Here is a 12,419-nt window from a genome sequence, read left to right as displayed (position 1 = left end):
GGTGGGGTGGGTCGCATGTTTAGGCGAGGTGCGCCTAGAAATCGCCCCTAGGTGAATATTTGCGCTGGAACTGGCAAAACACCCGCTGACTGAGGCGGGATAAAGGGCAGCGCCAAGCCTGAGCGGCTGAAAAATCTCAAGCTTGGCGGGTTGGGGGAGATAGGAATGAATTTTTCAACGGCCTGTTAAGCATAGGCCGTGCGCCCCGTAGTTCACGAATAACCAATTAAAAGGTGACCCGAACGGTTGAGAAAAAGGCATCCAGTAGCTTGATAACTAAATATCTCTGGCCAATCGGAAACCCCACATAAAAGCACGGGCCTGCGAAGAGAAATAGGCATTCCGATAGGCAATCCTGACGTTTACCGTATTATACGCCCATGCCCCTCCTCTCAATACGCCAAAGTGACACAACCCGTTATTCTCTTTCCCCCAAACTGAACCATCAGTCGGTGCATTGCTATAACTATAGTGCCAGCAATCGTCAACCCACTCCCTAGCATTCGCCAATATATCGTAGATACCAAAATTATTCGGCTTGAATGATGCGACCGGCGCAGTAGAAATCTGCTTATCGCTACACATAAACTTACTGAATCCATATTTATAATATTCATCCGTGGTCAAATCGTAAACGTTGGCATAACCACATGCCTCGTCTCGATTATTACCCCAAAAGAAGGTTGTCTGAGTCCCTGCTCGTGCGGCATATTCCCACTCAGCCTCCGTTGGAAGACGATATTTATGCCCCGTTTTTTTCGATAGCCATTCAGCATATGCGCGGCCATCTTCACGACGAACACAAACTACGGGCTCATTTTCTCCTTGTTTAAACCCAGTATTTTTATAGTTAGCTTCCTTAGAGAAAAAAAGTTTAGCCAGAGCAACTTGCGGATTTGCAGGCGGGCTTAGTGAAGTACAGCCTTCTGGTAAACTGTAGCCAGTTTCATTAACGAACGTCTGAAAGCTACCCAGTGTCACCTCCGTTGAAGACAAAGCAAATGGCTTCTTTATCACCACCTTATGACGAGGAATTTCCCACGCATGTACTTTGGCATTTACCTTTTCGGCAACGGCTTCCTCCTCAGTTGCCCCCATAACGAAATCACCTGCGGGGATGACGACCATTTCCGAACAATAGCTATCCGTGCAATCTACAAACCTATCTAAAGGCTTGAGTTCCTTATTTTCTATCAGTGAAGGAGATTTATTAACATAGGTTAAGTTTGGGTATTTTTCAGACTCAATGACATCCTTAGCCCAGATAATGGTCGACTGCCACTCTTGTAACATTTGCTCCAATCGAGCAGGTCTTTCCAGACTTAACGAGGAGCCATCATAATCACCAGCTTGGCAACGTGACTGTAGGTATTTGACCTCTGCAGATAGGGAGTCCAACTTATTTTTTACTTGCCCCTGCAAAAACTGATTGTAAGCAGAGCTGACAATTGATTTTTTTAGATCTTCGGCAACAGCTTTTTGGGCGTCTGCCGTTTTTTGCAAAACCACCTCATATGTTGCTGAGCATTTATCAAGTGAGTCCCACCTCATAGAGTCCGCCAACGACTGCAACGAAAGTGAAACTTGGTTTTCGCTTGCATAAGCAGAATTAAAACCAACAAACAAAAAAAATGAAATTGAAAAACATTTAATACTTTTCATAAATCACTCTCCTATTTTCATTTGGGAAACTCTGATCAAATTTCGCATAATTGCAGCGAATTTAAGTTAAAGCAGTATTCAGCCCCAACCGTAAAGCAACGAATTACTGAGCTTTTCGGCACACGACTTTCTGTATTAAAAGCGTAAATATTTTTAAGACATCCCTGGCAGTCTCTTCGCCGTGAAGTCGTCTGATGTCTCAACGAAACGTGCAGCCACTTCACATTTGCTTTATCAATCCCAGCGCTACCCCTCTCGCTTGGTGCGGGCCTACCTAAACTTTTTTCAGAAATATTTGCACAGTTGGTATCCCTCCTTCTATCCAACCATCTATCGTCACACGCCCATAGGCTGAACAGCCCATACGCCTCTGACTTTTAAACCAGTTTCAGTACTTGACTGAATCTCTTGTGCGACTTTTGTGGCCAGCTTTCGACGAATTTATAGCCGACGGCAACGAGTATTACGGGTATTTCGGGCGCAGTCAGTTGAAACTCACGTGCGACTCCGACATCATCAATGTGTTAGTCGAAATTTGGCTTTCTATTAGCTCATTAATACTTTTCATGAGTTTTCCCGTCGAATGTGATATTTCGATAACTCTATACCGCAATCACATAGAAGCGACCTCTCATACATGCTTCTAAAATCCTCTCTTTTCGACTGCAAGAAAATACTCACCCATGAGAAACTGCCTCTCGTGAACGAGAGTTTGTCACTCATAGTGAATCGCCCCGGGTTTCGTAGACACCTCTTTGCCTTAAGGAAACGCTGAAAAAGCACCAGTTTGGCTATACCAAGGTGCGCTTGCGTGGCCTTGCGAAGAACACCGCGCAGCAGGTGACGCTGTTCGCGCTATCGAACCTGTGGATGGCGCACCGACATTTGCTGACGAATGCGGGCGAGGAGCGCCTGTAATGCGGGGAACGACCACTGCGAGAGGCTCGCAGTGGCTAAAAAGCATGAAATACACGGCTAATCTGATCGTTTTTTGACTGATGCGCTGTTTTCTAAATCGCAGATGGCGAAATGACCTGAAAATATCGGGCCACTTCAGACTATCCTTAACCCGAGAGCAATTTTTTTGGTGCTTTTATTTTCCACTTATGGGGAATTGAGAGTACCAAAGAACTGATTATTTATTCTCTATAGTTTCTCGTTGATAAGGAGAGACCTCACTGGCGATATCGATATAAAGAATGCCATTCAAATGGTCGACTTCATGCTGAATAATGCGGGCATGAAAACCTTCTGCTTTGCCTTGAACCTTAAGACCATCAATATCTTGAGCCGTGTATTCGATAGTCGTGTATCGAGGCACAATACCTATTTTCCCTGGAATACTAAAACACCCCTCACGTCCTTCTGCCCACCCTTCTCCCGAGAGAATAACCGGGTTTATTAGTACAGAAGGAGGTATCAGAGGTTCGCCAGGCGCTCGCTCTTCATCCCCAGAAAACTCAAAGACAATAATTCGTGCGCTCACCCCAATTTGGGGGGCAGCCAAGCCCACTCCACGACCATCACGCATGGTTTCAAACATATCAGATACTAAGGTTCGTAGCTCATCAGTCGAAAACCTATCAACCTGAGTAGCCACTTCACGCAATAAGGGGGCATCGGGAGGAAGAAACGTTCTTATCATTAAATATCTCCTAAAAACTGCTGTGAAAAAAGCTTATAAAAACTTTTATTACTCTCTTTCACTCAACGTCGTCAGAAGCGGTATAGCGCAAAAAAATCGCAGCAACCAACGATACACAAACGGTGGCATAGAACGCGGGCGCAAGTTTACTTCCGGCCATCCTCATCAACCCTGTAGAGAGCAACTGCGCCGCTCCTCCGAACAAAGCGACCGGCAGAGCATACGCAATGGATAATCCTGTTGCTCGAAAGTTCCGAGGAATAAGGCTCTCGGCTGTTAAGCTTGGCGGTCTCGCCAGGCTGTAGCACTGGGCATCGAAAACTACGGTATGGGGATTCTGCCGCCACCGGGTACTTACAGGCAGTTGTTTGTCGTCAACTATCTGGCCGATACCGTAGTGCAGGCCGCTACAAGCACTAGGCGCTAGCTCCCCTTGAGGCGATAGCTGACCTGCGCTCGACTCATGCCGAGCATCTGCGCTGCTGCCGTGATGTTACCGCCCGAGCGTTCCAGCGCCAGTCGCACCAGGCGCAGTTCGATCTCTTCCAGGGATATGTTCAACACCCGTTGGTGACCGGAAACAAAGGCCTGCAGACTCTCCAGCAACGGCTCTTGAAGGGGGCCTGCTCCCGAACCTTCGGTGGAGGTTGCGGCTGCCTGCACCTCGGCTGCGGGCTCATCCCGGCGCTGCACAGCGGAAAGGCGCCCTTCGGGGGTCAGGCCAATGGCCGTTGCCAGCAACGGCGCCCCCGCCTCGGCCAGGTGCACCATATCGATCACCTCGCCGTCACCGGCGGCAATCACACCACGCTCGATCAGATTCTGTAGCTCACGGATATTGCCGGGAAACCGATACGTCAGCAGCGCGTTGACCAGCCGCGTACTGAACCGCGCCGGCCGACGCCCATGGCGCAGGCTGAAATGGCGTAGGAAGTAACTCATCAGCAACGGGATATCTTCGCGACGCTCGCGCAACGGCGGTAGGTGAATGGGGAACACATTCAATCGGTAGAACAGGTCTTCACGAAAACGCCCGGCCTCGACTTCGCGACGCAAGTCCAGGTTAGTCGCGGCAATGACCCGTACGTCCACGCGGATCGGAGCCGTGCCACCGACCCGCTCGATTTCACCTTCTTGCAAGGCACGCAGAATCTTGCTCTGCGCACCAAAGCTCAAGGTCGCAATCTCATCGAGGAACAGCGTCCCGCCATCGGCTCGCTCGAAACGCCCGGGGCGCGATCGTTCGGCGCCGGTAAAGGCACCACGCTCGACACCGAACAGTTCGGCCTCGACCAGGTTCTCAGGCAAGGTCGCGCAGTTGAGGGCCACCAGCGGCATCTGCTGTCGGGAACTGGCCTGATACAGGGTACGGGCGAATAATTCTTTACCGACCCCCGATTCCCCGGTCAACAACACCGTCGCCTGGGTTGGCGCGACGCGCTGCAACAATTGACTGGCCGCGACGAACGCCGCCGAAATACCCACCAAGGGTATACCGTCGACGGGCTCTTCCAGTTCGGCGACGGTAGTTTCTATGCCCGAGGAGTAAGTGCTGCGACTGAGAAAATCCCCCGGGTCCAGATACGCCAGATCCACATCGATATCGTCCCACTGCTCGGCTGGCTTGCCGACGATGCGACAGGCTTTATGCCCCATCGATCGGCATTCCTCCTCACGAAAGACCACCAGGCGACCGAGCAGTGAAGAGGCGTAACCACTTGCATAACCGATCTCCATCCAGCAAGCCGGTTCACCTCCTAGGCCGTAGGCAGCGATATGTTCGTCGTCTTCCAGTGAGTTGTGCCAGAAAAACTCGGAATAGAAATGACCGAGGCCCGAGTCGATCTCGAAGCGCACGACCTCGACATTGACCATACCTTCAAGCATGTGCAGTCGCGGTCCGGCGCTGTACAAGCTGGCGTGATCGCCTTCCGGCCATTGTTCGCTGACCTGGGTGGCGTCGCGCGCGCCTGCCTGCCAACCAATGCGCGTCAACTGGCCACGTGCCTTATCGAACCCCTGCGCGTCGATCAGCTCACGGCGGATCGCGCCGAAGGCCGAGCCTTGCATCAACATCACGCGCTGACCGCATAACCAGATGCTCCCGTCCTGTGGGGCGAAGGCCACGGTCTCAGCTAGTTGCTCGGCCGAAGGCAGACCACTGGCGCCGAACTGGCTGGCCCGGTCGACAATCAGGCGCTTTTGTCGGCCAAGCAGTTGCTTGAGAAACTCCTCATCTGCAGGGCGGCGATTCTTGTCAGGCGGGGGACGAGTCATAGGATCAATGAGCTGCTGGGAAGTAATTTTTTCAGTATGCCCGGACAACCCCCACGGTCAATCTGCCAATGATTGACCACAGGCCTTCTGACCCTCGTTCGTCCGATAAACGCACAAAAAAACATCAAGCGTCGAGCTTTCAACGGCCTGCGACATCCTCTGCATAAAATTCCGCACGCGCTGTTTCAATATTTGTGTCCAGACGCGCTAAAAAAACATAACTATTTGATTTTATATAAATTAATTAATAAATCGAGTTTGGCACGATAGTTGTTATTACTAAGTCATGAGCACCCAATAAGAGAGACAACGCCATGACCGTTACTCGCCCTACCTATCAAAACCTTGAACTGCAACCTCTCGCCGGGAAATGGCGTGCCGGTAGCACCGATCGTCCGCTGGAGGTGTTCGACCCCTTCACCCAGACACGCTTGCTGCAAATCACCCAGGCCAATCGCGATGATCTCGATGAGGCTTACCGCAAGGCACAGGAAACCCAGGTCAATTGGGCAGCCCAAGGGCCGGCCGCCCGGGCTCAGGTCCTGCTCAACGCGGTAAAGATCTTCGACGAGCGCCGTGAAGAAATCATTGGCTGGATCATTCGTGAGTCCGGCAGCACGCGTATCAAGGCGCAAATCGAATGGGGCTCCGCTCGCGCCATTACACTGGAGTCGGCGAGCCTGCCAAGCCGGGTGCACGGGCGCATTCTTGCCTCCAACATCCCTGGCAAGGAAAGCCGTGTCTACCGCACACCTCTGGGCGTGATCGGCGTGATTAGCCCGTGGAATTTCCCCCTGCACCTGACCGCCCGCTCCCTGGCTCCGGCCCTGGCGCTGGGCAACGCGGTAGTGGTCAAGCCCGCCAGCGATACGCCTATCACCGGCGGCCTGTTGCTCGCGCGCATCTTCGAGGAAGCCGGATTGCCGTCGGGCGTGCTTAGTGTGGTGGTCGGTGCCGGCGCGGAAATTGGCGATGCCTTCGTCGAACACTCGGTCCCATCGTTCATTTCCTTTACTGGCTCGACCCAGGTTGGACGCTCCATCGGCCGCATCGCCAGTGGAGGTGAGCACCTCAAGCACATCGCCCTGGAGCTGGGCGGTAATAGTCCGTTCGTGGTCCTGGCCGATGCCGATGTCGAGCAGGCCGTCAGTGCCGCCGTGGTGGGTAAGTTCCTCCACCAGGGCCAGATCTGCATGGCAATCAACCGCATCATCGTCGAGCAACCGCTACTGGAAACCTTTACCCGGCGCTTCGTCGAGCGGGTCAAAGCCCTGCCTTACGGGGATCCGGATAAAGCGGAAACCGTGATCGGCCCGGTGATCAACAGCAAGCAATTGGCGGGCCTGCAAGCGAAGATCGCCACCGCCCGGGCCGAGGGCGCCAATCTGCTGGTGGGCGGGCAAGCCAAGGGGAACGTCCTGCCGCCGCATGTGTTTGGCGACGTCACCGCCGACATGGACATTGCGCGTGAAGAGATCTTCGGGCCGCTGGTGGGCATTCAATCCGCCCGCGATGCCGAGCACGCCCTGGAGCTGGCCAATTGTAGCGAATATGGACTATCCAGCGCCGTCTTTACCTCCAGCCTGGAGCGCGGCGTGCAATTTGCGCAACGCATCCGCGCCGGCATGACCCACGTCAACGACATCCCGGTCAACGACGAACCCAACGCGCCGTTCGGCGGTGAGAAGAACTCCGGCCTTGGACGCTTCAATGGCGACTGGGCGATCGAGGAGTTCACCACCGACCATTGGATCACCCTGCAACACAGCCCCAGGCCGTATCCGTTCTGACCTGAACCATGGCGTCCATGAACCCACTTCCCCATAAGAGAACGGAGTACGAAATGTCTTCACTCCTCAACCGCCCAGCGGTGAAATGGCCCCTCACTGTCTGCCTTGCCCTACCGATGACCCTGCTGGCGGGTAGCGTCTTTGCCGATGGTGACGGCGTCTGGAAAGGCGGCGAAAACGTCTATGCCAAAATGTGCGGCTACTGCCACGAAAACCAAGTCGGCCCGTCTATCAAGGGCCGCCAGCTGCCATCGCCCTACATCACCGCCATCGTGCGCAACGGTTTCCGTGCCATGCCGGCCTTCCCCGCTTCGTTCATCGATGACAATTCGCTGCAACAGGTAGCCGACTATATCTCCAAAACACCCGTTCCCGTGGCCAAGCCTTGAGGAGTCGGTAATGAATATTGAACGTCGTTTATTGCTCAAGGGAATGGCCTTGAGCGGCATGGCCGCAGCGCTGGTCAGCCGTTCGGGCCTGACCATGGCCAACGGTGCACTGGGCGTTCAGGCCCGGCCGGCGCTACCGACCCTGGCCCTAATGACTGGCGAGGTTGCCGCGTCGGCCTTCCTCCAGGGCATCAACGCCAGCCCAACCGCTAGACAGGTCACGATGCAACGCGCCGACCTGAGCCTGGACTTCATCCTCGACCTGGAAAAACGCCTGGGCAGCACTCAACCGCAACGCATCATCGGCCTGGTGGACGATGCCAGTGCTGCCGTGATCATCGACCTAGCACGCAGTGCCGGCGCGCGCGTGCAGTGGCTGGGTCAGCATCGCGCCACGGCCAACGCCTCCCATCACCGTCTACTCAGTGCCGAGGCCGCCAGCGGCTGCGCCCCGCAGCTTGGCCTGAACCTGAACGCCTGCGGTACCCACTTCAGCCTTACTGAACAGCGCTTGCATGGCCAACACGCACCGTTGCAAGTCTCTGCGACGGCGCGCAACACCGCAGGTTCCGAGCAATGGGCGGCCACGCTGGGCTACACCCTCGCTGCACTGGGCACCGCCAATCTCGGTCAGGCGCCCCTGATCGCCAGCCGTGCCTCGCCGCTGACCGGTAATTTCGTTTCGTTCTCGATCGAAGCTTGAAGGAACTCTCCAGATGACTGAAAAAACCAACAACAAGCTACTGCCTCGTGGCGTCAACGCCGCCCACTTCGAGCAAGCCATCGCCAAGTTCCGCACCTTGCTCGGCGAAGACAACGTCCTGGTCAAGGACGATCAACTGATCCCCTACGCCAAGATCATGATGGCTGTGGACAACGCCGGGCACACACCTTCTGCTGCTATCACCGCAACCACCGTCGAGCAGGTGCAAGGCGTGGTGAAAATCTGCAATGAACACAAGATACCAGTGTGGACCATCTCTACCGGTCGCAACTTCGGTTACGGCTCCGCAGCACCCGGTCAGCGTGGCCAGATCATTCTCGACCTGAAAAAAATGAACAAGATCCTCCACGTCGATCCCCAGCTGTGTACCGCCCTGGTCGAGCCGGGGGTAACTTACCAGCAGCTTTACGACCACATCCAGGAACACAACTTGCCCTTGATGCTGTCGTTCTCCGCGCCGTCGGCCATCGCCGGACCGCTGGGCAACACGATGGATCGCGGCGTGGGCTACACGCCTTACGGTGAGCATTTTATGATGCAGTGCGGCATGGAAGTGGTGCTGGCCAATGGCGACGTGTATCGCACTGGCATGGGCGGGGTTAAGGGCGACAACGCCTGGCAAGTCTTCAAGTGGGGCTATGGCCCGACTCTGGATGGAATGTTCACACAGGCGAACTATGGTATCTGCACCAAGATGGGCTTCTGGTTGATGCCCAAACCGCCGGTGTTCAAGCCGTTCGAGATCAAGTTCGAGAACGAGTCGGATATCGCCGAAATCGTCGAATTCATCCGCCCGCTGCGCATCGCCCAGGTCATCCCCAACTCGGTGGTGATCGCCGGCGTACTGTGGGAGGCCTCCACCTGCAATACCCGCCGCTCCGACTACACCCTTGAGCCCGGCGCGACCTCCGACGCGATCCTCAAGCAGATCCAGATAGACAAGAACCTCGGCGCCTGGAACGTCTACGCCGCACTTTACGGCACTCAGGAACAGGTCAACGTCAACTGGAACATCGTCAAGGGGGCACTCAAACAATTGGGCAAGGGTCGGCTCGTCACACAGGAAGAAGCCGGTGACACCCAGCCCTTCAAATACCGCGCCCAACTGATGTCGGGTGTACCAAACCTGCAGGAATTCGGCCTGTACAACTGGCGTGGCGGTGGTGGCTCCATGTGGTTCGCACCGGTCAGCCAGGCCCGAGGCAGCGAATGCGACAAACAGCAGGCGCTGGCCAAGAAGACGCTCAACAAACACGGCCTGGACTACGTCGGCGAGTTCATCGTCGGCTGGCGCGACATGCATCACGTCATCGACGTGCTGTACGACCGCACCAACCCCGAAGAGACCCAGCGCGCCAATGCCTGCTTTGCCGAATTGCTGGATGTATTCGAGCAGGAAGGCTATGCCGTGTACCGCGTCAACACCGCCTTCCAGGAGCGTGTGGCGCAGAGCTATGGTCCGGTCAAACGCAAGCTTGAACATGCCATCAAGCGTGCCCTGGACCCGCACAACATCCTGGCACCGGGCAAGTCGGGCATCGACCTCACCAACCCATTTTGATGATGCTTGATACCCCGTCAGGCCTGGCGGGGCTTTTTATCTTAGGATACGCAATGACTTACACACAGTTGCTCGCAACCAGTACCCTGCTGCTGGCTGCCTTCCTGACCCAGGCCCAAGGCGACGTAACCTAGGGTCGACATCCCGGGCCGAAAGCATGGGAAGTGATCGTCCAACTTGAAGGCAAGCTCACCGAGCAGAACATTCCCCGCCATATGATCGGGCGCGAAAAGCGTGTGGTGGCCACGGCCATCACTGCGGCGACATTCAAAAAATATCTCTGAGAATTGAACAAGGTTATTGATCTTGGATCAGGACCGCTATGAGGCTTATGCCAACCACGATCTTACCTAACGGCCATCACTCAGTGACTGCCTGTGCAACCGGTGGCGTGATCTACATAGATCACTGCAAGCAGGAGTTTCAATTGGTACGGTGCAACCTCAAGGTTTGCGAAGGCAACTCCCCAAAACGCTCTTTGTATTCCTTGGAAAAACGTCCAAACTGCTGAAAACCGTAATCCATAGCAATACTGGAAACTTTTTCAGAGGATCGCGCCTGGATCAGGCGTAATCGAACTTGATCGAATCGTAATTGACGAAAATATGCGATCGGTGTCATGCCGTAATACGTATGAAAATCACGATAAAGGCGCTCGCGGGAGACCCCCACAGCTCGCTCAAGATCCACGAGCGTCAGAGGGAGTTCCAAGGACTCATTAAACATAATTTCAAGTTGTGTCAGGTACTGCGGGCGCCCCGCTTGGCGCGCCAGCAATTCATCAAAATAGTTATGTCGTTGCGAGAACAAGAGGCTGGTGATCAAGCTGTTTTCAAAGTTGCTCCACACGTCTGGCAGATCGCATAAAGAGCTCTCAGCCAGCAGAATCTCTTGAAAATTTTCCACCAGCTGCCACCACTGCTGCATTGCACCATCCAAACTCACCTTTGGCTCGAAAAGTATCGGCTGCGAAATTTGCCGACCCAGCAGCTTTGATAACTTCACCTCCAGTGCCCTGCGCGCGAGCTTAACCATCTTTTTGCGGCATTTCTCGCCAATGGTCATGCGCAAGGACTGGTTGGGCGAGAGGATCACCCCTACTGAAGAATTGGAGACGAATGAACTACCCTGATGCTCAATACTTTGCTCTCCGTACAGAGGCAAGTTGACACTGTAGCTCTGCTCCAGATTTTCGATCTTGACACGTACCAAGGTCGAATATTCGATTATCCCAATAGCTGCATTGCCTATTATGGTCCCATAATGGCGAAAATCCAGTTCGCGGGGCCTGGGAACTTCAAGATCATGTGGCCCGTTGATATTCAACATCCACTGTACGGCTTGTGCGGGCGTGTTGAGAACTGTTGAAAACTGCTGACGAATTACATTGTTTTTATTTTGATGGTAAAACATAGCATTTCCTCGATAGCCACTTAGTGCGGCTTTTGCAGGCTAAACGCGTGAAACAGTGCGGCGTCCTTCTGATGTTTCGTACAGTGCTTCCTGCATTGCCAGATCACGGTAGCCAAACTAGCTCTGCATCTGATGCACGCGCAGCATCGCCCACCTTGGATAATTTCAAACTACCCCCATCCATAAAAATGGCTCCTTGAGTGGGGTAGTCACCGAGATCAGGTTTTGCAAAAAAATAGAACTCAGTCCGCGAAGGTCTAACCTCTGCTCTTTTGGAGGAACCATTCAAGGCCACGCTATTTCGCTCGTGACCGCACGTCAAGCTCCATCAGTCTGTCATTCATCTTTATAAAAAAATTGCTCACAGCCTGAGGCAATCCGCAAAACCGCATAGCAATTACGTTATAGCCGAATAGTACTGGGGCGGGGTCGGAGGTTTAATCAGTTCTTCCCCGAAGCGAGCAAGGGTCAGACGTCCATGAGCACCAAATCTATTGCCGAGTGGCAAGATTCTATCAGGGGCTGTCTGGACCTCCGTCCTTTGGCGATTTGGAACCTCCTGATGCGCCTCCCTTCAAGGCTTGGAGAAATCTACGAAAGTAGCGGCGCGTCAAAAGCACCGTACCTGCCTAGCCATCACCGTACCAGGGATGGGCCAGAATACTAACCGCAAGAGCCTGCGCAATGCCGAAAAATACGCCTGAATATCAATACGTCACAGGGCAGTACCGCCCTGGTTTCACCACTCTTTTCGAACAGTATCAATTGGCAAACGACAGGGTGCTCCTGGAGCGCTCCTGGGATCTAGACGTCCGGTACGGCTTGCATCCGAGGCAGGGCGGTCTCAAGGAGCAAGTGCAACAGTCAGTTAATTTTCTGAGCTTGCTAAGCGAAACAATCCCGCTTCCAAAACATCGTTATCAATGGGCGTCTGACCGAACCGAGCTTACCTGACTAA

8 protein-coding genes and 1 pseudogene are annotated in these 12,419 nt (G+C 54.1%); 5 read left to right on the top strand and 4 right to left on the bottom strand.

What is annotated here, in order from left to right; all coding sequences use genetic code 11:
- Positions 1-276 precede the first annotated feature (276 nt).
- Positions 277-1,662, bottom strand: coding sequence for a formylglycine-generating enzyme family protein (locus tag BLL38_RS24470; protein ID WP_083743106.1), 1,386 nt, complete (start codon positions 1,660-1,662; stop codon positions 277-279).
- A 777-nt stretch (positions 1,663-2,439) separates the two neighbouring features.
- Here BLL38_RS24470 and BLL38_RS30775 point away from each other — a divergent pair.
- Positions 2,440-2,580: pseudogene (locus BLL38_RS30775) on the top strand (IS5/IS1182 family transposase); the annotation flags it as partial.
- A gap of 217 nt (positions 2,581-2,797) precedes the next feature.
- On the opposite strand, the gene def reads toward BLL38_RS30775, so the two are convergent.
- Together def and BLL38_RS24455 are read right to left on the bottom strand one after the other, a co-directional pair.
- On the bottom strand, positions 2,798-3,307 hold the full coding sequence (gene def / locus BLL38_RS24460) for a peptide deformylase (RefSeq protein ID WP_076964637.1): 510 nt from the start codon (positions 3,305-3,307) through the stop codon (positions 2,798-2,800).
- Between the two features lie 423 nt (positions 3,308-3,730).
- Positions 3,731-5,584, bottom strand: coding sequence for a sigma-54-dependent Fis family transcriptional regulator (locus BLL38_RS24455; RefSeq protein ID WP_076964636.1), 1,854 nt, complete (start codon positions 5,582-5,584; stop codon positions 3,731-3,733).
- A gap of 314 nt (positions 5,585-5,898) precedes the next feature.
- Between BLL38_RS24455 and pchA the strand changes: the two genes are divergently transcribed.
- The 4 genes from pchA to BLL38_RS24435 are packed head-to-tail and all read left to right on the top strand — an operon-like array spanning position 5,899 to position 10,048.
- Complete coding sequence (gene pchA, locus BLL38_RS24450) at positions 5,899-7,374, top strand: 4-hydroxybenzaldehyde dehydrogenase (protein WP_076964635.1); 1,476 nt, start codon at positions 5,899-5,901, stop codon at positions 7,372-7,374.
- A gap of 53 nt (positions 7,375-7,427) precedes the next feature.
- On the top strand, positions 7,428-7,763 hold the full coding sequence (locus BLL38_RS24445) for a c-type cytochrome (protein ID WP_076964634.1): 336 nt from the start codon (positions 7,428-7,430) through the stop codon (positions 7,761-7,763).
- Positions 7,764-7,773: 10 nt separating this feature from the next.
- Positions 7,774-8,466, top strand: coding sequence for a hypothetical protein (locus tag BLL38_RS24440; protein WP_076964633.1), 693 nt, complete (start codon positions 7,774-7,776; stop codon positions 8,464-8,466).
- A 13-nt stretch (positions 8,467-8,479) separates the two neighbouring features.
- Complete coding sequence (locus BLL38_RS24435; RefSeq protein ID WP_076964632.1) at positions 8,480-10,048, top strand: FAD-binding oxidoreductase; 1,569 nt, start codon at positions 8,480-8,482, stop codon at positions 10,046-10,048.
- Between the two features lie 423 nt (positions 10,049-10,471).
- Here BLL38_RS24435 and BLL38_RS24430 read toward each other — a convergent pair whose 3' ends face one another.
- Positions 10,472-11,461 carry an AraC family transcriptional regulator gene (locus tag BLL38_RS24430; protein ID WP_076964631.1) on the bottom strand — a complete coding sequence of 330 codons (990 nt, stop codon included), beginning with the start codon at positions 11,459-11,461 and terminating at the stop codon, positions 10,472-10,474.
- Positions 11,462-12,419: the final 958 nt, after the last annotated feature.

The organism is Pseudomonas gessardii (genome assembly GCF_001983165.1).
Taxonomy (GTDB): Bacteria; Pseudomonadota; Gammaproteobacteria; order Pseudomonadales; family Pseudomonadaceae; genus Aquipseudomonas; species Aquipseudomonas gessardii.
Note: the sequence above shows the minus strand (reverse complement) of the source record. Positions and strands in the feature narration are given on the sequence as shown.

Excerpts from the sequence above, each read along its gene's own strand:
- BLL38_RS24470 (WP_083743106.1), bottom strand. The coding sequence starts at position 1,662 with ATGAAAAGTATTAAATGTTTTTCAATTTCATTTTTTTTGTTTGTTGGT.
- def (WP_076964637.1), bottom strand. The coding sequence starts at position 3,307 with ATGATAAGAACGTTTCTTCCTCCCGATGCCCCCTTATTGCGTGAAGTG.
- BLL38_RS24455 (WP_076964636.1), bottom strand. The coding sequence starts at position 5,584 with ATGACTCGTCCCCCGCCTGACAAGAATCGCCGCCCTGCAGATGAGGAG.
- pchA (WP_076964635.1), top strand. The coding sequence starts at position 5,899 with ATGACCGTTACTCGCCCTACCTATCAAAACCTTGAACTGCAACCTCTC.
- BLL38_RS24445 (WP_076964634.1), top strand. The coding sequence starts at position 7,428 with ATGTCTTCACTCCTCAACCGCCCAGCGGTGAAATGGCCCCTCACTGTC.
- BLL38_RS24440 (WP_076964633.1), top strand. The coding sequence starts at position 7,774 with ATGAATATTGAACGTCGTTTATTGCTCAAGGGAATGGCCTTGAGCGGC.
- BLL38_RS24435 (WP_076964632.1), top strand. The coding sequence starts at position 8,480 with ATGACTGAAAAAACCAACAACAAGCTACTGCCTCGTGGCGTCAACGCC.
- BLL38_RS24430 (WP_076964631.1), bottom strand. The coding sequence starts at position 11,461 with ATGTTTTACCATCAAAATAAAAACAATGTAATTCGTCAGCAGTTTTCA.